This is a genomic window from Pseudomonadota bacterium (genome assembly GCA_040752895.1).
Taxonomy (GTDB): Bacteria; Pseudomonadota; Alphaproteobacteria.
In genome coordinates, this window is record JBFMHN010000002.1 from 375,552 (window position 1) to 395,906 (window position 20,355).

23 protein-coding genes are annotated in these 20,355 nt (G+C 63.6%); 21 read left to right on the forward strand and 2 right to left on the reverse strand.

Features of this window, described 5'->3' with window-relative positions:
- Window positions 1–44 precede the first annotated feature (44 nt).
- The 5 genes from AB1781_05660 (at window position 45) to AB1781_05680 (ending at window position 4,085) form a co-directional block, all read left to right on the forward strand.
- Complete coding sequence (locus tag AB1781_05660) at window positions 45–962, forward strand: sulfite exporter TauE/SafE family protein (protein MEW5704058.1); 918 nt, start codon at window positions 45–47, stop codon at window positions 960–962.
- Window positions 959–1,723, forward strand: coding sequence for a TIGR02186 family protein (locus AB1781_05665; protein ID MEW5704059.1), 765 nt, complete (start codon window positions 959–961; stop codon window positions 1,721–1,723). The genes AB1781_05660 and AB1781_05665 overlap by 4 nt, the downstream gene beginning before the upstream one ends.
- 36 nt (window positions 1,724–1,759) lie before the next feature.
- Window positions 1,760–2,254: a universal stress protein gene (locus tag AB1781_05670; GenBank protein MEW5704060.1), complete on the forward strand. Its 495-nt coding sequence runs from the start codon at window positions 1,760–1,762 to the stop codon at window positions 2,252–2,254.
- A 126-nt stretch (window positions 2,255–2,380) separates the two neighbouring features.
- Window positions 2,381–2,935, forward strand: coding sequence for a NifU family protein (locus AB1781_05675; protein ID MEW5704061.1), 555 nt, complete (start codon window positions 2,381–2,383; stop codon window positions 2,933–2,935).
- 181 nt (window positions 2,936–3,116) lie between these two features.
- Window positions 3,117–4,085 (forward strand): glucosaminidase domain-containing protein, encoded by a 969-nt coding sequence (locus tag AB1781_05680; protein MEW5704062.1) that lies wholly within the window; start codon window positions 3,117–3,119, stop codon window positions 4,083–4,085.
- Between the two features lie 27 nt (window positions 4,086–4,112).
- Here AB1781_05680 and AB1781_05685 read toward each other — a convergent pair whose 3' ends face one another.
- Entirely contained in the window at window positions 4,113–5,165 is a 1,053-nt protein-coding gene (locus AB1781_05685; protein ID MEW5704063.1) for a polysaccharide deacetylase family protein, read from the reverse strand.
- Window positions 5,166–5,190: 25 nt separating this feature from the next.
- Window positions 5,191–5,802 (reverse strand): D-alanyl-D-alanine dipeptidase, encoded by a 612-nt coding sequence (gene ddpX / locus AB1781_05690; GenBank protein ID MEW5704064.1) that lies wholly within the window; start codon window positions 5,800–5,802, stop codon window positions 5,191–5,193.
- Between the two features lie 127 nt (window positions 5,803–5,929).
- Between ddpX and tsaB the strand changes: the two genes are divergently transcribed.
- From tsaB to nusA, 16 genes are all read left to right on the forward strand, one after another.
- On the forward strand, window positions 5,930–6,589 hold the full coding sequence (gene tsaB / locus AB1781_05695; GenBank protein MEW5704065.1) for a tRNA (adenosine(37)-N6)-threonylcarbamoyltransferase complex dimerization subunit type 1 TsaB: 660 nt from the start codon (window positions 5,930–5,932) through the stop codon (window positions 6,587–6,589).
- Window positions 6,582–7,064, forward strand: a complete 483-nt coding sequence (locus AB1781_05700; protein ID MEW5704066.1) for a GNAT family N-acetyltransferase — start codon at window positions 6,582–6,584, stop codon at window positions 7,062–7,064. The genes tsaB and AB1781_05700 overlap by 8 nt, the downstream gene beginning before the upstream one ends.
- A 75-nt stretch (window positions 7,065–7,139) precedes the next feature.
- Window positions 7,140–7,577 carry a MucR family transcriptional regulator gene (locus AB1781_05705; protein ID MEW5704067.1) on the forward strand — a complete coding sequence of 146 codons (438 nt, stop codon included), beginning with the start codon at window positions 7,140–7,142 and terminating at the stop codon, window positions 7,575–7,577.
- 108 nt (window positions 7,578–7,685) lie between these two features.
- Complete coding sequence (locus AB1781_05710) at window positions 7,686–8,108, forward strand: Fur family transcriptional regulator (protein ID MEW5704068.1); 423 nt, start codon at window positions 7,686–7,688, stop codon at window positions 8,106–8,108.
- A 16-nt stretch (window positions 8,109–8,124) separates the two neighbouring features.
- Window positions 8,125–9,048, forward strand: coding sequence for a GNAT family N-acyltransferase (locus tag AB1781_05715; protein ID MEW5704069.1), 924 nt, complete (start codon window positions 8,125–8,127; stop codon window positions 9,046–9,048).
- A gap of 14 nt (window positions 9,049–9,062) precedes the next feature.
- Window positions 9,063–9,914: a lysophospholipid acyltransferase family protein gene (locus AB1781_05720; protein ID MEW5704070.1), complete on the forward strand. Its 852-nt coding sequence runs from the start codon at window positions 9,063–9,065 to the stop codon at window positions 9,912–9,914.
- A 105-nt stretch (window positions 9,915–10,019) separates the two neighbouring features.
- Window positions 10,020–11,375, forward strand: a complete 1,356-nt coding sequence (gene miaB / locus AB1781_05725; GenBank protein ID MEW5704071.1) for a tRNA (N6-isopentenyl adenosine(37)-C2)-methylthiotransferase MiaB — start codon at window positions 10,020–10,022, stop codon at window positions 11,373–11,375.
- Entirely contained in the window at window positions 11,372–12,388 is a 1,017-nt protein-coding gene (locus AB1781_05730) for a PhoH family protein (GenBank protein ID MEW5704072.1), read from the forward strand. The genes miaB and AB1781_05730 overlap by 4 nt, the downstream gene beginning before the upstream one ends.
- Window positions 12,381–12,923, forward strand: coding sequence for an rRNA maturation RNase YbeY (gene ybeY, locus AB1781_05735; protein MEW5704073.1), 543 nt, complete (start codon window positions 12,381–12,383; stop codon window positions 12,921–12,923). Before AB1781_05730 ends, ybeY begins: the two co-directional genes overlap by 8 nt.
- A complete protein-coding gene (locus AB1781_05740) occupies window positions 12,920–13,804 on the forward strand; it encodes a hemolysin family protein (protein MEW5704074.1) in 885 nt (294 codons plus the stop codon). Before ybeY ends, AB1781_05740 begins: the two co-directional genes overlap by 4 nt.
- Window positions 13,797–15,416 carry an apolipoprotein N-acyltransferase gene (gene lnt, locus AB1781_05745; GenBank protein ID MEW5704075.1) on the forward strand — a complete coding sequence of 540 codons (1,620 nt, stop codon included), beginning with the start codon at window positions 13,797–13,799 and terminating at the stop codon, window positions 15,414–15,416. Before AB1781_05740 ends, lnt begins: the two co-directional genes overlap by 8 nt.
- A 117-nt stretch (window positions 15,417–15,533) precedes the next feature.
- Window positions 15,534–16,022: a helix-turn-helix transcriptional regulator gene (locus AB1781_05750; GenBank protein ID MEW5704076.1), complete on the forward strand. Its 489-nt coding sequence runs from the start codon at window positions 15,534–15,536 to the stop codon at window positions 16,020–16,022.
- A gap of 115 nt (window positions 16,023–16,137) precedes the next feature.
- Window positions 16,138–17,307, forward strand: a complete 1,170-nt coding sequence (gene metK, locus AB1781_05755; protein MEW5704077.1) for a methionine adenosyltransferase — start codon at window positions 16,138–16,140, stop codon at window positions 17,305–17,307.
- A gap of 16 nt (window positions 17,308–17,323) precedes the next feature.
- Window positions 17,324–18,043 (forward strand): tRNA (guanosine(46)-N7)-methyltransferase TrmB, encoded by a 720-nt coding sequence (gene trmB / locus AB1781_05760; protein ID MEW5704078.1) that lies wholly within the window; start codon window positions 17,324–17,326, stop codon window positions 18,041–18,043.
- A gap of 144 nt (window positions 18,044–18,187) precedes the next feature.
- Window positions 18,188–18,685, forward strand: a complete 498-nt coding sequence (gene rimP / locus AB1781_05765; GenBank protein ID MEW5704079.1) for a ribosome maturation factor RimP — start codon at window positions 18,188–18,190, stop codon at window positions 18,683–18,685.
- Window positions 18,686–18,694: 9 nt separating this feature from the next.
- Window positions 18,695–20,302, forward strand: coding sequence for a transcription termination factor NusA (gene nusA, locus AB1781_05770; GenBank protein ID MEW5704080.1), 1,608 nt, complete (start codon window positions 18,695–18,697; stop codon window positions 20,300–20,302).
- The last annotated feature ends 53 nt before the right edge of the window (window positions 20,303–20,355 follow it).

Below are 20,355 nucleotides of genomic sequence, written 5' to 3' on the forward strand. Positions count from 1 at the left end.
CTATCTCTCCTGCATCGGCCCAGCCGACCCAAACCGTAAGCCACATGCAGATTTATTTCCCCATTGCCGAAATATCGGTAAACGTTTTTCTCCTGCTTGGGCTTGGAGGCTTCGTCGGATTTCTTTCCGGCCTGTTCGGCATCGGGGGCGGCTTTCTAATGGCGCCTTTCCTCATCTTCATCGGCGTTCCGCCGGCCGTCGCCGTAGCGACGGGAACGAACGAGATCGTCGCCACTTCGGTTTCCGGGGTGCTGGCCCATTGGCGGCGGCAAAACGTTGACTTCAAGATGGGCGTCGCGCTGATCGTGGGCGGTGTCTTGGGATCGGTTGCGGGCGTGCAGCTGTTCACCTATTTCCGGAGCCTAGGCCAGCTCGACCTCATCATCGCGCTTTCCTATGTCATTTTTCTCGGCGCGATCGGAAGTCTCATGTTTGCGGAAAGCACCCGCGCCGTTTTTCGCCGTCGCCGTTACCCCGCCCAACGGCAGAAATTGCACCAGCATCACTGGGTGCACGGGCTTCCCTTCAAGATGCGGTTCCACCGCTCGAAACTCTATATCAGCGTGCTGCTTCCCATCGGGGTCGGGTTTGTCATCGGCGTGCTGGTGGGTGTCCTGGGGCTTGGCGGCGGTTTCATTCTCATACCGGCGATGATTTATCTGATCGGCATGCCAACCGCCGTGGTCGTCGGCACCTCGCTTTTTCAGATCATCTTCGTCACGGCGACCGCTACGTTTTTGCAGGCCTACTACAACCAGACGGTGGACATTCTGCTGGCGCTTTTGCTTCTGGTCGGCGGCGTCATCGGCGCCCAGCTTGGCTCGCGATTTGGGGGAAAGCTGCAAAGCGACGAGCTGCGAATTCTGCTCGCCTTTCTCGTTCTTCTGGTTTGCGGGCGCATGGTCTGGGATCTTGTCATCACGCCGGCGGACGTTTTCTCGCTAAACTTGGTGTCGCCATGAAGACGCGCGGTCCTTTTCGTCGCCGCTTTTGGCCGTGGGTCGCTTGTCTCGCTGTCTCGGGCTGGCTTGTCGCCGCCGCCCGCGCCGAGCCGTTGGTGGCCGATCTTTCCGATCATCTGATTGCGATCACGACCGGTTTTACGGGCGCGGAAGTCCTTCTGTTCGGCGCCACCGAGGGCGAGGGGGATATCGTCGTCACGGTACGGGGCCCCGCCCAGGACATCGTCGTGCGGCGGAAGGAGCGCATCGGCGGCGTTTGGATAAACCGGAGGGAAATGCGTTTCCAGGATGCGCCGGTCTACTATGTCGCCGCCTCGAACCGCCCGGTCGCGGAGATCGTGCCGCCGGAGATGCTGGCGAGAAACGAAATCGGGGCGGAAAGTTTACGGTTTAAGACGGCGGATGCAGCGGACGAAGAAACCACGGCTCTTTTCCGCGAGGCGCTCGTTCGGCGGAAGCAGGCGCAGCGGCTTTACGGCGTTGAGACGGGCGAGGTCGCGTTTTTAAGCAACAACCTTTTCCGCACCCGCCTGTTCTTTCCGGCGACGGTGCCGGTCGGCGTCTATACCGTCAAGGTTCTCTTGGTGAAGGAAAAGCGCGTTGTCGGGGTCCAGACGACACCGCTCATCGTGCAAAAAACGGGTCTAGAAGCAGCGCTTTACAACTTCGCCCACGCCAACGCCGCGCAATACGGGATCGTTGCTATTTTCCTTGCCTTGGTGGCAGGATGGTTGGCCGGGCTCTTCTTCCGCCGGGTCTGATTCCCAACCCCTATTCCCGCTGGTGTTCGAGGTCGCATGCCGCAACAGAAGAAAAGCGCAGCGTCACCGTCCGGCCGGTGCTTTCTCGTCGTCGTCGATCCGACGAAGGAAATGCACACGGCGCTTCGCTACGCCTGCTACCGCGCCCGCAGCACGGGCGGGTATGTCGCGCTTCTGTACGTGCTGGAACCGACGGATTTTCAGCACTGGATGAAGGTTGGCGAACTGATGCGGGACGAGGCGCGGGCGGAGGCGGAAGAACACCTGAAGCAGCTTTCAACGGAGGTCAATACGATCACCGGAAGGGTGCCGGTCCTTTACGTTCGCGAAGGGGTTCGCAGCGAGGAGCTTCTCAAGGTCATCGAAGGGGAGCCCGGCATCTCGATCCTGGTGCTGGCGGCGTCCTCCGAGCCGGAGGGACCGGGACCGATCATCAGCCATTTGGTTAACAAGATGGCTGGCAAGCTGCGCATCCCAATCACCATCGTACCGGGCAACCTCACGGACGATCAGCTGCGCGCGCTCACCTAAAAGCGCAGGCTTTCCCGACGGTTAAGCCGCTAACCATAAGAAAACCTTGAATTTTAGGTTTCTTTTACCCAAAGTTTACCTAACCGACGGGCAGCCCTTTCCGGCGCCGGTCAAGGAGGTGTTGAGGTGTTTATTCAGACCGAGCGGACGCCCAACCCGGCGTCTCTGAAGTTTTTACCGGGCCAAACGGTCTTGGCGGGAGAGACGGTCGATTTCGCCTCGGAGGCGGCGGCCGAAGCGTCCCCCCTGGCGCAGCGGCTGTTCGCGATTCCGGGCGTGGCCGGCGTCTTTCTGGGCACCGATTTTATCACCGTGCGCAAGACCGAGGCCCGCGACTGGCAGGTCATGAAGCCGGAGATCTTGGGCGCCATCATGGAACATTTCACCCTTGGCGAGCCGGTGATGACGCCTTCCGCACCCGCTGCAACGCCGGTCTCGGCGACGGCGGAAGACGCCATCGTGGGCCAGATTCGCGAGCTTTTGGAGACCCGGGTCCGCCCGGCGGTCGCCCAGGACGGCGGCGATATCACCTTTCAAAGTTTTGAGGACGGCATCGTTTTCCTCGAACTGCGAGGATCCTGCGCCGGCTGCCCAAGTTCGACGGCGACGCTGCGCAACGGAATCGAGAACCTGCTCAAACACTACATCCCGGAAGTCAGGGAAGTCCGGGCCGTCTCGTAACACAAGAGACAGGGAAACGTTCCAGACAGGAGGGACGCCATTGCGACGTCACCCATTCGGCCGGAAACAGCCGGTTTTCTTGCAGACCTTCCGCCGCCGCGCCCGAAGCAGCCATTTCTGGCTTGACGGTCGCCGCCGCGCCATTGCTATATTTAGCCGGTTTAATCGACTGGGCCACTACATGCGGTTGGTCTATTCGGGGACTTTCGGCAGGCTAGGACGGCGGATCGGCTTCGAACATTTTGCTTTAGGCGGTCTCTTTTTCGCCGTTTTGGGCTTGGTGGGCGGTGTCGCTCTGGGCGGGGCCCGGCTGCCGGCCTCGTTCGTGTTGGCGGGCGCTGCGCTCGAACGGCCGGTCTTTTCTCTCCATCTCAAGGAAACGCAGGCCCTGGCCGAGGCCTTCGGCCAGCGCGATTACCGGCTCGATCGCGTACGCCGGGAAGGGGTTGTGCCGCGGGTCTTCCTGGCGGCGTTGCCCTCCGATCTCGGCGAGGTCGCCGTCGTCGCCGAACGCAAGCGGCTCTTTCTGCAGACGATCCTGCCGCTCGTCCTTCATGTGAACGAAACGATCAAGCGGCAGCGCGATCGTGCGATCGCGCTTAATGCGGCCGCGGCCTCGGGCGCGCAGCTTGCCAAGCGGGACGCCGAATGGCTGCGCACCCTCTATGGCTATTACGGTGTGCCGGATGGCGATTTCGAGGAATTGCTCCGCCGGGCCGATGTCGTGCCGCCCTCGCTGGCGCTTGCTCAAGCGGCCGAGGAAAGCGGCTGGGGCACTTCGCGCTTTGCCCAGGAGGGGAACGCCATCTTCGGCCAGTGGACGCGGAGTCGCGATCGCGGGATCGAGCCCGTGGCCGGGCCGGACGGGTCGCCGTACGCCATCCTGCGCTTCCGGGAACTCGCCGGTTCCGTCCGCGCCTATATCCGCAACCTGAACACGCACCAGGCCTATCGGGAATTTCGCAACGCGCGGGAAGTCTTGCGCCTTCGCGAGACGCCCTTGAACGGCTATACGCTGGCCGTAACCCTTGGGCGTTATTCCGAGCGCGGCAAGGCCTATATCGAAGCGATTCGCACGCTTATCCGTTCGAACAAGCTCCGGCACTTCGACCGGGCGAAGCTTGCGGGGGATGTCTACGCGTCCCTCTGAGTTCGCCGCCTTCGCCGCCGGCTTTCCTTATTCCAGGACATAGAACTGGCGGCCGTACCATCGCCAACGGTCATCCGCCGTGTGCAGCGTGCAGTTGATTCGCGCGCGCCCCCTTGGGAAGGGTTCGGTCAGGCGGACTTCGATGCGCGCGTCTCCTATGCGTTCAAGCTGGGCCATTGCCTGATTCGAAGCGTAACACCGCAGCCGTTCGAGGCCGGGCACGTCTTGCGAAACGGTGAAGCCGAATTTCGGCGGGTTGTCGCTTTTTCGAAGCGTCATGTCCGGCGGAGTAACGTCCTTGACGGGTAAGGGCAGAGCGTTGGCGGCGATACGGAACCGCGCCATGTCGCCGTAGGTTTCGCTGAAGGCGAAGCGGGGAAGATAGAAGGGATCTTCTCCGGCGTGAACGACGCCGGAATGCTGCCCAAAGGCGGCAAGGAAACCCGCTTTGCGGACAAGGGCTTGGGTGGCGAGGCTGGCTTCGCCATAAGGGTAGGCGAAGAGGTCCGGCGCCTTTCCGAGTTCCTTGAGAAGACGCGCGTTCGAGCGGGCAATTTCCGCCGCGTTCGTCGCGTCGTCCGCCAACGGCATGTGGAGGTGGGTGTCGGTGTGGCCGCCGATAGCGACGCCTTCCTGCGCGAGTTGCCGGATCTGGTCCCACGTCATGTAACTTTTTCCGCCGCGGTCAACGGCGTCGGCGGCGACGAAAAGCGTCATCGGAAAGCCTGCCGCCTTTAACCGCGGCCAGGCTTGCGTGTAAATGGAGAGGAAGGCGTCGTCGATGGTGATCGCGACGGCGCGTTCCGGCAACGCTTTTCCTTCACGGAGCGCCTGCACGATTTCCAGCAAAGGAAGGACGTGATAGTTGCCGCTCTTCAGTTCCTGAATCTGCGCTTCGAATTGTTCTATCGTGATGTTTGTTCCGGCGAATTCGCTTTCCCCGAATCGATGGTAGATGAAGACGGCCGCCGAGTTGGCGGCAAACGCCGTCGTCGAAAGGAAAAGCCCGACGAGACACGCGAGGCCGATGCGCCAGCATGCGCGGCGGAAAGGGGAAAAGAGTTCGGTAGAGATCCGCATGTTACGAAAGACCCTCTTCGTGTTTTTACTCTAGGGTCCGGCCGCCAGCTGGAACAGCCTTTCGGGCTATACCTACCATGCCGACGCCAAGGTCGGCATCACGAAGAAGCGGATAGCGCTTCGCCTCGAACAGCTGGTAATGCCACCATTCGTTCCGGTAAAAATCCCACCCGGCGTCCGTCATCAGTCCCAGAAGCAACAGCCGGTTGCGCTGCGCCTCGGGGGTTACATCCCCGTTCCCGTGATGGGAAAGCGGCGTAAAGGCGTCGAAGGGCGTGCCCATGTCGAGCTCGGTTCCCTTGCCGTCGATGAGCGTGAGGTCCACCGCTACGCCACGCGAATGGGGCGAGCCTTTCTTGGGGTCGGCCAGGAAAGCCGGGTCCGGGCAAAAGTCCCAGAGGATTTGCTGCGCCTCGGCCGGCCGGAAACCGTCGAAGACCTTGAGCCGGTAGCCCAGGCGGCTGGCGAGGACGATGGCGTTTTCGAGGCATCTCGCGGCGTCCGCGTGGAGGTAGCAGCGCGCCTTCCGGTAAACCGGCTGGCCGGTGAAATTTTCCGCCGTCGCGTAAGCCAGCGCCAACGCGACGCCGTCGGCGGGCGTGATCTCGACCAGGGGTGAAGCGGGATCGGTGGGCATGGTCTCACATGAACTTGCGGCGTTTCGGTCGGTTTTTACAAGCCTTCGTTGCGTCTTGGGTTAAAACTTGGGCCAGGATTGCGACCCGGAATTTTACACCCCTCGCCCGGGTACGAGGAAGGAACGGATGAAAATATTGGCCTTCGACACGGCCGCCCGGGCCTGTTCGGCCGCCCTTCTCGAGGATGGGCGCGTGCTCGCCGAACGGCTGCGGGAGATGGAGCGCGGTCAGGCGGAAGCCCTGATCGGGATGATCGAAAGCGTGCTCGAAGAGGGGGGGGTGCCGTTCGCCGAACTCGACCGGCTGGCGACGACGGTTGGGCCGGGCTCCTTCACCGGCCTTCGCGTGGGTCTTGCCGCGGTCCGCGCCTTCGCCCTTGCCGGCAGTCTGCCGACGGTCGGCGTCACCACCTTCGAGGCGGTGGCCGCCGCCGTGCCTGCGCCGGAACGCCGGGGTCGGCGGGTGCTGGTCGCGCTGGACACCAAGCGGGGCGATCTTTACGCGCAGTTCTTCGACGCGGCACTTGAGCCTTTGGGTCCCGGCGCCGTGCTTTCGCCGGAAGCCTGCCTGCCGGAAGACGCGGGCCTCCCCCTTCTCGTCGTGGGCGACGGCGCGCGCCTACTGCGCCCTTTGTTCGAGAGATGGCCGGGAGACGTGCGCTGGTCGGTGGTCCCCGGCTATCCGCAGGCCGCGGTCATCGGCCGCCTCGCCGCCAGCCGCGCGCCCACGATCGATATGCGGCCCGTCTATCTGCGGCCGCCGGAAGCGAGGTGGCCCGATGCCTGAACCGCACGCGCGTGGCGAGATCGAGGTGGGCCTGGTGTCGCCCACCGCGGCGCAAGCGATCGCCGCGCTGCAGGCGGCCTGCTGCCTGGAGGCGTGGGGCGCGGCGGCGATCGCGCGCCTGCTCGGGGAGAAAATCGTCTTCGGCCTGTTTGCAACGATTGGGCGGCTTGAGCAAGGCGGGTCCCTCGCGGGCTTTGCGCTTTGCCGGGTGGCGGCCGGCGAAGGCGAGATCCTGTCCTTGGGCGTTCACCCCCAGGCGCGGCGCATCGGCGTCGCCGGCCGGTTGTTGGCAAGGGTGGAGGAGGAGGCGCGCCGCCGCTCTGCGCGGGCGATCTACCTAGAGGTTGCCGCCTCGAACGTTCCCGCCGCGGCGCTCTATGCGCGGCACGGCTTTTTCGAGGTGGGCCGTCGTCCCGGCTATTACGAGGGGCGGGAAAAGGGGGAAGACGCCCGGGTTCTTCGCCTTTCCCTTTAAGGCTGCGGGGCCTTCCGATCCTGCATTCCTTCCGGCGGCCAATTTCGGTAGAGTGGAACGCGAAAGGAAACGCCCATGCTGAAAGAAACCCCGCATTCGGCGGAAGGAACAAGCGACATCGAACTCTTGCGGCTCACGACCAACATCGTCGTCTCGCACGTCGCCAACAACCGCCTCCTTGTCGAAGAACTGCCGCAGCTCATCCGCGAGGTTTACGCCAGCCTAACGGGCGCCGGACGAAAGGACGCCCCGGCGGTCCAGCGTCCGCAGCCGGCGGTTCCCATCCGCAAATCCGTCACGCCGAACCACCTCGTCTGTCTTGAGGACGGGAAAAAATTGAAAATGCTGAAACGGCATTTAAAAACGGCGTACAACTTGACGCCGGAAGAATACCGCACGCGGTGGCACTTGCCCCCGGATTACCCAATGACGGCTCCCGTTTATGCCGAACAGCGCAGCAAGCTGGCGAAGCAAATCGGCCTCGGCCTGCGTTCACGCGGTCGTAAAAAATAAAGGGTAGAACCCGGTCCGGTCGAGGCCGAGACAGGGTTGTGAGGGGGTGGACCACCCTCTATACTTTACCACCAAAGCAACGGAAGCGATTTGCTTGCCGATGGAAACATGTCTTCCCGTATAGAACGCTTCTGCGAGACCAGGGGTCTGAAGATGACGGAGCAGCGGCGAATCATCGCCCGCGTGCTTTCCGAATCGAAAGATCATCCAGACGTTGAGCGGGTTTATCAGCGCGCTTCGAAGATTGACGAGCGCATCAGCATCGCGACGGTTTATCGTACGATCCGGCTGTTCGAGGAAGCGGGCATCATCGAGAAGCTGGACTTCGGCGGCAATCGCGCCCGGTACGAAGAAATTCCGGAAATCCACCACGACCATTTGATCGACATGCGAAGCGGCAAGGTCATAGAGTTTCAGTGCAAGGCGATCGAAAAATATCAGCAGGAAGTCGCTGAAAAGCATGGGTACAAGCTCGTCGGTCACCGGCTCGAGCTTTACGGTGTACCCCTCGACAAACCAAAAACGAAATAAAAATGAGGATCGAACGGTGCTCATAAAACCCAAAAAACCGCGCGGGCGTTTTCACGAGCGTCCGGCGGGGTGGTTGCCGAAATTCGCGCGCGCCATGCGCCCGCCCTATACCTGGAAACGGTTCATCGCTGGCGTGCGGACGCCGCTGGGTTTCGTCGATCCCATCCAGAAAGTTCGCAGCAAAACGCTGGAAGTCCGCCTCGCCCGCGACGAACGCGAAGTGGACGCGGCGCTGGCTCTTCGCTACCGGGTCTTCTATGAGGAACTGCACGCCCACCCGACACCGGAAATGGCGGCGCGGAAACGCGACTTCGACGAATTCGACACCGATTGCGACCACGTTCTGGTGGTTGATCACGAGCGGGTCGAAGGGCACGATTTCTCGAAGGCCGTGGTCGGCACGTACCGCTTGATACGCAGCGAGACCGCGGCAAACCATGGCGGGTTTTATTCGGCCGGCGAATACGACCTTTCCCGTTTGATGGAATATCCGGGGCGGCTTCTGGAATTAGGCCGTTCCTGTGTGGACGCGGAGTACCGAAGCCGCGCGACGATGGAGCTGCTTTGGCGGGGGATTGGCGCCTATGTCGCATACCACGACGTCGATGTGCTGTTCGGCTGCGCGAGCCTGCCCGGCACGGACCTGGCGGCGCATGCCGAAGCGCTCACCTACCTGCACAAATACCATCTGGCGCCGCCGGCCATTCGGCCGCGGGCACTTCCCCATCGCTACGTTCCGATGAAATCGAACGTGGAGGTGGATCCGAAACGTGCCCTGGCCGCGCTGCCGACGCTGATCAAGGGCTACCTTCGTCTTGGCGGGTTCGTTGGCGACGGGGCGGTCGTGGATGAGCAATTCGATACGACGGATGTGTGCATCGTCGTGAAGCGGGATCTGGTTCCGGACAAATATTTCCGCCACTTCGACGTGAAAAAATAGGCGGACAGAATCGAATGGGTTCGCCCCTTCTCGCCTTCTTCCGCATTCTTGTCTATGTAAGCTGGACGTTTCTGCTCATTCCGATTCAGGAAATCGGGCTTCGCTTCGGTTTTGCCTATCGGCGTCGTCTTCCCCATTTTTATCATCGTTCCTGTTGCAAGATTTTCGGCTTTCGCCTGGTCCGCATCGGTCGGATAAGCGAGGCGCGTCCGACCCTGTTCGTTTCGAACCATACGTCCTATCTCGACATCACGATGCTTTCCGCGCTGATTCGCGGCGTTTCCCTTATCTCGAAGGCGGAAGTGGCGGCGTGGCCCTTTTTCGGCCGGCTGGCGCGGCTTCAGGAAACCGTTTTCATCGAACGCAACGCGCTGCGAAGTTCCACGCACCGGGACGCCGTCCACGAACGCCTGCAGAGCGGCGACCAGTTGGTTCTCTTCCCGGAAGGGACCAGCAACGACGGCAACCGCGTGCTTCCCTTCAAGAGCGCGCTTTTCAGCGTCGCCGAGAAAACATTCCAGGGGGAACCGCTGACCGTACAGCCGGTCTCGATCGCCTACACGCGTCTTGACGGCATACCGTTGGGGCGGGGCTGGCGGCCCTATTACGCCTGGTACGGGAGCATGGAACTCGCCCCGCATTTCTGGCGGATGGCGGGGCTCGGGAAGGCGACGATCGTCGTTCAGTTCCACCCGCCGGTGACCATTGCCGCCTTCGACGGCTCGCGGAAGGCGATGGCCGAGGCTTGCCAGCGCGTGGTGGCGGAAGGCGTTGCGGCGGCGATTACCGGAAAGCAGGCGCCCTCGCTCGAAGAACGGCCCGAAGCCGGACCCCCGGGCGCAAGACTTCGCCCGGCCGATTCTTGACTCTTTTTATTAGCCCGATGCTAGTGTTTTTCGGCTATCTATTTCATATCTATAGCGAAAGCTTAAGGGACTTGGCGCAGGCGCGGCCAAGGCCGGGTAGATAGGTTGGCGAAGAAGCTCTTCATCAAAACATACGGTTGCCAGATGAACGTCTACGACTCCGCCCGCATGGCGGACGTCCTGGCGCCGCTCGGCTTCGCGGCGGCGGCAGGGGCGGCGGAGGCGGACATGGTGATCTTGAACACCTGCCACATCCGCGAGAAGGCGTCCGAGAAACTTTTTTCGGAACTTGGGCGACTGCGCGAGACGAAAGCGCGTCGCACCGAGGCCGGCAAGCCTTTGATCCTTGCCGTTGCCGGCTGTGTCGCCCAGGCCGAAGGGGAAGAAATTTTCCGCCGCGCCCCTTACGTGGACATTGTCTTCGGGCCGCAGTCCTACCACCGGCTGCCGGAGATGGTGGCCCGCGCGGCGCGGGCCGGGGGCGCGGTGCTGGAGACCGACTTCCCGGCCGAATCGAAGTTCGACCATCTGCCCGCAGCGGCATCCGCCGGGGTTTCAGCTTTTCTCACCATCCAGGAAGGGTGCGACAAGTTCTGCACCTTCTGCGTCGTTCCTTATACGCGCGGCGCGGAATTTTCGCGGCCCGCCGCCGACGTGGCGGAGGAAGCAAAGCGGCTCGTTGCGAAAGGGGCCCGCGAGATCACGCTTCTCGGCCAGAACGTGAACGCCTATCGCGGGCGAAGGCCGGCCGGCGGCACCGCCAATCTTGCCGAGTTGATCCGTACCCTGGCGGCAATTCCAGACCTGCTCCGCATCCGCTACATGACCTCGCACCCGAAGGACATGGATGAAGATCTCCTCGCCCTTCACGGCGAGGAACCCAAGCTCATGCCTTTCCTGCATTTGCCCGTGCAGTCCGGTTCGGACCGCGTGCTGGCCCGGATGAACCGCGGTCACACCGCCGCGGATTACCGCGCGACCGTCGCCGCGCTTCGCCGGCATCGGCCGGACATCGCGCTGTCCTCGGATTTCATCGTCGGCTTTCCCGGCGAGACGGAAGACGATTTCGAAGCCACGCTGGCGCTTGTCCGCGCGCTGCGTTTCGCCCAGGCCTTTTCGTTCAAGTTCAGCCCGCGGCCAGGCACCCCGGCCGCCGGGATGGCGGACCCGGTGCCCGAGGCGGTAAAGGAAGAACGCCTTTCCCACCTGCAGGCCGTGCTCGGGGAACAGCAGCGTGCCTGGAACGCGGCCACGGTGGGCCGCACGCTGCCTGTCCTTTTCGAGCGCTTGGGCCGCCGCCCCGGCCAGGTCATAGGCCGCAGCCCTTACCTGCAGGCCGTGCACGTTGCCGCTTCCGAGACCGCGATCGGCGAGACGCGGGACGTGCGCATTACCGCCGTCACCATCAACAGCCTAGAAGGAACACCGGTGAACCCCGTTGCGACAAGGGCATGCGCGTGAATCCGACAAAAACATCGGAAAAAGAAAGCCCGCTTTACCTGCAATTTGACGACAACCGTCTTCTTCCGCACCTTTATGGGAAACAGGACGAACATCTTGCGCGAATCGAGCAAAAGCTTGGGGTGGCCATCACCTCGCGGGGCAACCGTCTGGCGATTTCCGGGCCGGCCGGCCGCGTTCGCGCGGCGCGCGCGGCGCTCGAATCGCTCTACCGCCGGCTGCGCGAAGGCCGCGACGTTGACGCCGGCGAGGTCGAGGCCGCCTTGCGGCTTGCCATGAGCACGGAAGACGGCCGGTTCAGCCCCGAGGCCTACGCCATCCCGACGCGCAAGCGGCTGATTTTGCCGCGCTCGCCGGGCCAGGTCCGCTACGTGCGTGCGCTGCAGGAGCACGAGCTTGTCGTTGCCTTGGGGCCGGCCGGCAGCGGCAAGACCTACCTGGCCGTCGCCATGGCGGTTTCCATGCTGATGACCGGCCAGGTGGACCGCATCATTCTCTCGCGTCCCGCCGTCGAGGCGGGCGAGCGGCTCGGCTTCCTGCCGGGGGATTTGCGCGAGAAGATCGACCCTTACTTGCGGCCGCTCTACGAGGCGCTCCACGACATGATGCCGCTCGATCAAGTGAACCGCCGGCTGGCCAGCGGCGAGATCGAGATCGCACCGCTGGCCTTCATGCGCGGGCGCACGCTTGCGAACGCCTATGTGATCCTGGACGAGGCGCAGAACACGACGGCCGTCCAGATGAAGATGCTGCTGACGCGTCTTGGGGAGAATTCCCACATGACGGTGACCGGCGATTTGACCCAGGTTGATTTGCCGAAGGACGTCCGTTCCGGCCTTCGCGATTCACTGGAGGTGCTGGCCTCCGTTCCGGGGGTTTGCATTGTCGAGCTTGCGGACGTCGATGTCGTTCGGCATCCTCTGGTGTCGGACATCGTTCGCGCCTACGACGCCCGGGACCAGCGGGAAGGCGGCACTTCCTACGATTCGAACAAAACCTTGCCCGATGGCTGAACCCAATCCGCCGGCCGCCCCGATCGTGCTCGCCATCGCCATCCGCGATCGGCGCTGGCGCGAAGCCTTGCCGGAGGTGCGCACGGTCGTCCGCCGCGCCGCCGCCGAGGCGCTGGCCGTCGAAGGGTTTGCCGCCGGCGGCGAGATCAGCTTCGCCCTGGTTGGGGACGCGGAGATCCGAAGGCTCAACCGCGACTACCGCCGGAAGGATCGTCCGACCAACGTCCTTGCCTTTCCGGGCGAAGCGCCCGGCCGCCGGAACGGTGCGCCCGGCCTCTTGGGCCCCGCCCTCTTGGGCGACGTCGTCATCGCGCTTGAGACGGTGACGGCCGAGGCGCGCGCGCAAGCAAAATCTCTTGCCGACCATCTCTCCCATCTCGTCGTCCACGGGGTGCTTCACCTGTTGGGGTACGACCACGGCGCGGCCAAAGCCGCCAACGCGATGGAGGCGCGCGAACGTTGCGTGCTCGCCAGGCTCGGTATTGCGGATCCTTACGTGGCGGCAGGGTCCGCCGCGGCCGAGGGGGTGCGATGAAACCGCCCGCGCTGCCACCCGGTCGTTCCCGGCTCAAGGGTATCCGTGACCGGCTTTTCAGACGCGCCTACGTTCGGGCGGAAAGCCCGCTCGATCGCGCGATCGGCGAGCTGATACCGAACGAAGACGCAGCGAAAATCACCATCGATCCGGACCAACGCGTCCTTCTCGAAAACGTGCTCGCGGTCCGCAACGTCGCCGTCGTCGACATCATGGTGCCGCGCGCCGATATCGTGGCGGTCGAGGCGGAATCGACATTGAAGGAGGTGGCCGCGCTCATGAGCAGCGAAGCCCATTCCCGCCTGCCCGTCTATCGCAAGACCCTGGACGACGTGATCGGCATTGTGCACATCAAGGAGATTCTGGACAGTTGGATCTCGCAAGCGCCGTTCCACCTTTCCAAGATCGATCGGCCGGCTCTGTTCGTGGCGCCGACGATGCGGGTTCTCGATCTTCTTCTGCAAATGCGCTCGGCCCATACGCACATGGCGCTGGTCGTCGATGAATATGGCGGTGTCAACGGGCTCGTCACCATCGAGGATCTGGTTGAGGAAATCATCGGCGAGATTCAGGACGAGCACGACGTCGAGACGCCCCCCATGCTGGCCGCCCTTCAGGACGGCTCGCTTCTGGCCGACGCCCGCGTCGAGCTGGAAACGTTCGAGGCGCGCATCGGCCGTCGGCTTCTCGTCGACGAGGACGAAGACATCGACACGTTGGGCGGCCTCGTTTTTTATCTTGCCGGCCGTGTGCCCGCCCGCGGCGAGATCATCCACCACCCTTCCGGCATCGAGTTCGAGATTCTCGAAGCCGACGCGCGGCGCATCCGGCGCCTTCGAGTCCGCAACCTTTCGGCAACGCTTCCGCCGACCGATGAGTGAAAGCGCGGCCGGTCGGCGGCGTGCCCGTTTTCTCGGCGCGGCCGGCGCGCTGCGCGAACGGGTGGGCGCCCTTTCCGGCTGGCGCCGCTACGGCATGAGCTGCCTGCTCGGCGCGCTGGCTGCCCTTGCGATGCCGCCCTGGCACGCCGTGCCCCTGCTTTTTCTCGCCTTCCCGGCGCTCCTCTGGCAGATCGAGATGGCAGGCCGCCCCCGCATCGCCTTCCTGGTCGGGCTGGCCTTCGGCTTCGGTCACTTCCTTGTCGGCGTCCAGTGGATCGCGAACGCCTTCCTGGTTGACGCGGAACGCTTCGCCTGGCTCGTGCCGGTTGCGATTCCGGGCCTTGCCCTCTATCTCGCCCTTTTCCCTGCCGCCACCACCCTTCTCTTTCGCCTGCTGCGGTCTTCTTTCGCGGCGCGCGGCTGGAGCGGTGCCCTTCTTTTCGCGCTTCTGTGGACGGGAACGGAATGGCTGCGCGGGGAACTTCTGACCGGTTTTCCGTGGACGCCGGTGGGGCTCGTCTGGGCGGTGTCGGATGCGATGCTGCAAGGGGCCGCTTTCTTCGGCGTCTTCGGCCTCAGTTTCTTCACCGTGCTGGCGGCGGCGCTGCCGGCCTTCCTGGCCGAGAGAGGAAGGTGTTGCCGCCTTTTGCCCTTGCTGGCGGCTTGTTTGCTGATGGCCGGCCTTTGGTTCGGCGGTATGGCGCGACTTGCCCGGGCGGAGGCCGCATTTTTTCCGGGCGTTCACTTGCGCCTCGTGCAGCCGGGCATCCCCCAAAGCCTGAAATGGGATCCCGCCCTTCGCGAGCAGCATTTCGAGCGTCACCTGGCGCTCACGCTTGGCGAAGGCTTCGCGCGCGCCACCCTTGTCATCTGGCCGGAAATGGCCGCGCCTTATTTTCTGGCCGAGGATCCGGAACGGCGCGCCCGCCTCGCGCACGCCGTGCCGAAGGGCGGGCTCTTGCTTACCGGGGCGCCGCGCCTGCCGCCGGAAGCGGCCGAGCCAAACCGGGGCTTTTCAAACGGGCTCGTCGCGCTCGACGGCCAGGGGCGAATCCTTGGCGGCTACGACAAATTCCATCTCGTCCCCTTCGGCGAGTTCGTGCCCTTGCGGGACGTTCTGCCCCTCCCGCGGCTGGTCCCCGGCATCGGCGATTTTTACCGCGGGCCGGGGCCGCAGACGCTCATCCTTCCCGGTCTTCCGCCGCTAAGTCCCCTCATCTGCTACGAGGTGATTTTCTCGGGCGAAGTCGTGGGAAAGGCCTTGCCGCCGCGCTGGCTTCTGAACGTGACGAACGACGCCTGGTTCGGCGAAAGTTCCGGCCCATACCAGCATTTCGCCGCCGCCCGCTTCCGGGCCGTCGAGGAAGGGCTGGCGCTGGTGCGCGTCGCCAACACCGGCGTCTCGGCGATCATCGACCCGTACGGACGGGTGCTTGAACGCTTAGATCTCGGCGCGGTCGGCGTGCTGGACGGCCCCCTGCCGGCGTCGCTCGACCTGGCTCCCTTATACGGGCGGCTGCACGGAAAAGCACTCGGCCTTCTTCTGGCGGCCGGTCTTGGACTGCTGGGTCTGCGACGGATCTTGTGCCGTCCCGGCGGCAAGATTTCTTGACGGTTACGATCTCGGCTTGGCCGCCCTACGGGCGTATGCTACATATGGTTGTATGCCGCCGCCGGTTACAATCGCATACTCGAAAAGCCGTCCGGCAAGCCCGGAACGGTGCCGCCCATGACAGCCGCAATCTCGGCGAAGAAGGAACCCCCCCGTCGCTACGGGCGGGCCGGCCGGAAAAGCGACGGCCCCAACCCCGTTGACATTCATGTCGGCGGCCGGGTCCGGCTTCGCCGCACTCTTCTCGGCATGAGTCAGGAAAAACTCGCCAAGGCCTTGGGCCTTACCTTCCAGCAGGTCCAGAAATACGAACGCGGCACGAACCGGATCGGCGCCAGCCGTCTCCATGAGTTGAGCCAGGCGCTGGATGTGCCGGTGGCGTTCTTTTTTGACGATTTGGACGCCGGGTCGGGCGCGGCGCCGGCCTTCACGGGCGGCTATTTGCACGAGGACGCCGCCCCCCCCTTCGAGGGCGATCCGATGGGCAAGCGCGAGACGCTGCAACTGGTTCGCGCCTACTACCGGATCAAGAGCCGCGCCGTCCGCAAGCGCATTCTCGATCTCGCAAGGTCGCTGGCTGACGACAAGGAAGCGGACGAAGACTAGCACGCCTTGCTCGGGCCGCGCGCCTTGACGGCCCGGCGAAAGGCTGCCACAAAATCGCCCCTTAAAAGCCGCCGCCGTTCCCGTGCGGCAAAATCTCGAACCGGGAGGAAGCCTTTTGCGAAAGGGCGAATATCTATTCACCAGTGAGTCCGTGTCGGAGGGTCATCCCGACAAGGTGTGCGATCGCATCTCGGACGCCATCGTCGACACGTTCCTGGCCGCCGAACCGCAAGCGCGCGTCGCCGTCGAAACCCTGGTGACGACGAACCGGATTGTCCTCGCCGGCGAGGTCCGCGGGCCCGCGGCGATCACCCCCCAGACGCTCGAAGACGTTGCCCGCCAAACGGTTCGCGCCATCGGTTACGATCAGGAAAGCTTCCACTGGCAAGAGGCGGAAGTGTCCGTCTATGTCCACAACCAGTCCGAAGACATCGCGCTTGGCGTGGATGCGAAAGGCAACAAGGACGAGGGTGCGGGCGACCAGGGCATCATGTTCGGCTATGCCTGCCGTGAAACCGACGTCCTGATGCCGGCCCCCATCTACTACGCCCACGCCATCCTGCGCGCCCTCGCGGACGTCCGCCACAGCGGCAAGGAGCCGGGCCTGCGTCCGGATTCGAAAAGCCAGGTCACGCTCGCCTATTTGGACGGTTCCCCGGTGCGCGCGACCTCGATCGTCGTTTCAACCCAGCACGCGCCGGAACTTAGCCAGGACGACGTCCGGCGGATCGTCCGCCCCTATGTCGAGAAGGCACTGCCCGCAGGCTGGATGTGCGACGACGAAAATTTCTACGTGAATCCGACGGGCCGTTTCGTTGTCGGCGGGCCGCACGGCGATGCCGGCGTAACCGGCCGCAAGATCATCGTGGACACCTATGGCGGTGCCGCTCCCCATGGCGGGGGCGCTTTTTCCGGCAAGGACCCGTCGAAGGTCGACCGCTCGGCGGCCTATGCGGCGCGCTACCTTGCGAAGAACGTCGTCGCGGCTGGGCTGGCCGATCGCTGCACGATCCAGCTGGCCTATGCGATCGGCGTGTCGAAGCCGCTCGCGGTTTATATCGACACGCACGGCACCGGCCTTGCCGACGAAAGCATTCTTTCCGACGTGCTTTGCGATCTGGTTGACCTCTCCCCGCGCGGCATCCGCGAGCATCTGAAACTCAACCGCCCGATCTACGAGCGGACGGCGGCCTACGGCCATTTCGGCCGCGCGCCGGAAGCGGACGGCGGGTTTTCCTGGGAGCGGCTCGACCTCGTTGACGAACTCAGGGCCGCCTTTAAATAAACAAAAAGGGGTGGGAATGGCCGACGGCCCGCCGCCACGGAAGCGCATTCTGTACGGCAGGCGGCACGGCCATCGCTTGCGCCAGGTCCAGAAGGCCAGGTTCGAACGTCTGCTGCCGGGCCTTGCCGTGCATCTTCCCCGGGAAGGCGACTTGCTCGAACCCGAACGCCTGTTCCATGCCCGGCCGGCCGAGATATGGCTCGAGATCGGCTTCGGCGCCGGCGAGCATCTGGCGTGGCAGGCGCGGGCGCACCCGGAGATAGGCTTTCTCGGCTGCGAGCCTTTCGTGAACGGCATTGCCGGGCTTTTGAAGCAGATCGAGGAAGGCGCCTTGCAAAACGTCCGCATTTTTCCGGACGACGCCAGGCTTCTTCTCGCCGCCCTGCCGACCGGTTCCGTGGGCCGCGTTTTCCTCTTATTTCCGGACCCGTGGCCGAAGAAGCGTCACCACAAGCGGCGTTTCGTCACGCCGGAGAACCTGGACGTCCTTGCGCGCGTCATGCGGGAAGGGGCCGAACTCCGGCTTGCCACCGACGACCCGGACTATGTCCGATGGATGCTGCGGCACGCCCTCGCCCATCCGGACTTTGCCTGGGAAGCGAAGGGCCCCGGGGCCTTCCGGCAGCGTCCCGCCGACTGGCCGGCGACCCGCTACGAGGCGAAAGCGGCACAAGCAGGGCGGCGGGCGGCCTATTTGCGCTTCCGCCGCCTGGCCGCCGCGCCGGCCAGGGCTTAGAAAAAGGGTTGAAGAAACCGCGGAGTCTTTCTATTTTAAAGAAAAATTCCCTAAGCCTGAAAAGCTTCAGACGATAAAAGGGGTGGGCCAACGGCCCGCCTTTTTTGTTACGGAATGCCGGAGTGGGCGAAAGGGGAGGGCCGGATGCGAGAGCGCTCGCCAAAACTGGAAGAGCCGATCTTGAGGATGATCACACCGCCGTTGGAGGCAATGGGCTTTGAGATTGTCCGCGTGCTTCTTACCGGTGGCCGCGCGCCGACGTTGCAGGTGATGACGGAGCGCGCCGACGGAACGGACGTCACGATCGAAGACTGCGCTGAAGTGAGCCGGACGATCTCGGCTCTTCTCGATGTCGAGGACCCAATCACGGGCGCCTACCATCTGGAGGTGAGCTCGCCAGGCATCGATCGGCCGCTCGTGCGGCGGAAGGACTTCTCCCGGTTCGCCGGTGAACTTGTGAAGCTGGAAGCTGCGCGGCCGGTCGGCGGGCGCAAGCGGTTCCAGGGGAAGCTCCTGGGCCTCGACGGCGACACCGTCCGCGTGGAACATGACGGGGAAGTCGTGGCGCTTGATTTCGACGAGATCCGGCGCGCAAAACTTGTTCTGACCGATGAATTAATTGCAAGGAAGACAAAACCATGAGGCGTGGACATGGCCATAGCAGCTGAGACCGCAACGGAACCAAGACCGGAGCTTCTGCAGGTTGCGGAGAGCGTTGCTCGAGACAAAGGCATCCAGCCCGAAGAGGTCCTGGTGGCAATGGAGCAGGCTATCCAGAAGGCCGGCCGTTCGAAGTATGGTCACGAGCACGACATCCGCGCGACGGTCAATCGCAAGAACGGCTCCATTCATCTCGCGCGCTACATCGAGGTCGTCGAGGGGGTGGAGAACGAAGTCACGCAGATGACGCTGGACACGGCGCGCAAACAAAAGCCCGACGCCGAAATCGGCGAGTTCCTGGTCGAGCCGTTGCCGCCGATCGACTTCGGCCGGATCGCCGCCCAGACCGCCAAGCAGGTCATCGTGCAGAGGGTGCGGGAAGCGGAGCGCGAACGCCAGTATGAGGAATACAAGGACCGCGTCGGTGAAATCGTCAACGGTATCGTCAAGCGCAGCGAGTTCGGCAACCACCTGATCGTGGATATGGGGCGGGCGGAAGCCCTGCTGCGCCGGGACGAAACGCTGCCGCGGGAAGTTTTTCACAACGGCAACCGCGTGCGGGCCTATATCTACGACGTGCGCAAGGAACTGCGTGGCCCGCAGATTTTTCTTTCGCGCACGCATCCCCAGTTCATGGCGAAACTCTTTACCCAGGAAGTGCCGGAAATCTATGACGGCATCATCGAGATCAAGGCGGTGGCGCGCGACCCCGGCAGCCGGGCGAAAATCGGCGTTCTTTCGAACGATTCATCGATCGATCCGGTCGGCGCCTGCGTCGGCATGCGCGGCAGCCGCGTTCAGGCGGTCGTGAGCGAGCTGCAGGGCGAAAAGATCGACATCATCCAATGGTCGCCGGACCCGGCGACGTTCATCGTGAATGCGATGGCGCCGGCGGAAGTGACGAAGGTGGTGCTGGACGAAGAACAGCACCGGATCGAAGTGGTTGTCCCGGACGATCAGTTGAGTCTCGCCATCGGGCGGCGCGGCCAAAACGTGCGTCTTGCCTCTCAACTCACCGGCTGGGACATTGACATCCTGACCGAGGCGGAGGAATCCGAGCGCCGGACCGAGGAATTCCGCAACCGCTCGCAAAAATTCACGGAAGCGCTCGATGTAGACGAAGTCATCGCGCATCTTCTGGTGACGGAAGGCTTCTCCACCGTCGAAGAGGTTGCCTTCGTGCCGACCGAGGACCTCGCCGAGATCGAAGGCTTCGACGAGGGGGTTGCGACGGAACTGCGCGATCGCGCACGGGCTTACATCGAAGGCCAGAACGAACGCCTGACCGCCCGGCGGAAGGAACTTGGCGTGACGGACGAAGTGGCGGTCGTTGAAGGCTTAAACCCCACCTTGCTCGTCAAGCTCGGCGAAAAAGGCATCCAGACCCTCGATAATCTGGCGGATCTTGCCAGCGATGAACTTCGCGACGTCGTGGGCCACGCCCAGCTTAGCGTCAGCGAAGCGGACGCCATCATCCTGGCGGCGCGCGCCCACTGGTTCCCGGAAGAAGTGACAGAAGAGACAGCATCGGCTTCGCCTGCCGCGGGGGCGGACGCCGAGGAAGGGCAGGCGAGCAAAGCAAAAGAGGAAAACACTTAACCCTTTCGGTTTTGCGGTAGATGCCTTGGGCGCGCGGTTTGTGGCTTCCGGTA

Excerpts from the sequence above, each read along its gene's own strand:
- AB1781_05700 (MEW5704066.1), top strand. The coding sequence starts at position 6,582 with ATGCCTGAACCGCACGCGCGTGGCGAGATCGAGGTGGGCCTGGTGTCG.
- AB1781_05720 (MEW5704070.1), top strand. The coding sequence starts at position 9,063 with ATGGGTTCGCCCCTTCTCGCCTTCTTCCGCATTCTTGTCTATGTAAGC.
- trmB (MEW5704078.1), top strand. The coding sequence starts at position 17,324 with ATGGCCGACGGCCCGCCGCCACGGAAGCGCATTCTGTACGGCAGGCGG.
- AB1781_05670 (MEW5704060.1), top strand. The coding sequence starts at position 1,760 with ATGCCGCAACAGAAGAAAAGCGCAGCGTCACCGTCCGGCCGGTGCTTT.
- tsaB (MEW5704065.1), top strand. The coding sequence starts at position 5,930 with ATGAAAATATTGGCCTTCGACACGGCCGCCCGGGCCTGTTCGGCCGCC.
- AB1781_05680 (MEW5704062.1), top strand. The coding sequence starts at position 3,117 with ATGCGGTTGGTCTATTCGGGGACTTTCGGCAGGCTAGGACGGCGGATC.
- AB1781_05660 (MEW5704058.1), top strand. The coding sequence starts at position 45 with ATGCAGATTTATTTCCCCATTGCCGAAATATCGGTAAACGTTTTTCTC.
- AB1781_05685 (MEW5704063.1), bottom strand. The coding sequence starts at position 5,165 with ATGCGGATCTCTACCGAACTCTTTTCCCCTTTCCGCCGCGCATGCTGG.
- nusA (MEW5704080.1), top strand. The coding sequence starts at position 18,695 with ATGGCCATAGCAGCTGAGACCGCAACGGAACCAAGACCGGAGCTTCTG.
- AB1781_05705 (MEW5704067.1), top strand. The coding sequence starts at position 7,140 with ATGCTGAAAGAAACCCCGCATTCGGCGGAAGGAACAAGCGACATCGAA.
- rimP (MEW5704079.1), top strand. The coding sequence starts at position 18,188 with ATGCGAGAGCGCTCGCCAAAACTGGAAGAGCCGATCTTGAGGATGATC.
- ddpX (MEW5704064.1), bottom strand. The coding sequence starts at position 5,802 with ATGCCCACCGATCCCGCTTCACCCCTGGTCGAGATCACGCCCGCCGAC.
- AB1781_05710 (MEW5704068.1), top strand. The coding sequence starts at position 7,686 with ATGTCTTCCCGTATAGAACGCTTCTGCGAGACCAGGGGTCTGAAGATG.
- AB1781_05665 (MEW5704059.1), top strand. The coding sequence starts at position 959 with ATGAAGACGCGCGGTCCTTTTCGTCGCCGCTTTTGGCCGTGGGTCGCT.
- ybeY (MEW5704073.1), top strand. The coding sequence starts at position 12,381 with ATGGCTGAACCCAATCCGCCGGCCGCCCCGATCGTGCTCGCCATCGCC.
- AB1781_05740 (MEW5704074.1), top strand. The coding sequence starts at position 12,920 with ATGAAACCGCCCGCGCTGCCACCCGGTCGTTCCCGGCTCAAGGGTATC.
- lnt (MEW5704075.1), top strand. The coding sequence starts at position 13,797 with ATGAGTGAAAGCGCGGCCGGTCGGCGGCGTGCCCGTTTTCTCGGCGCG.
- AB1781_05750 (MEW5704076.1), top strand. The coding sequence starts at position 15,534 with ATGACAGCCGCAATCTCGGCGAAGAAGGAACCCCCCCGTCGCTACGGG.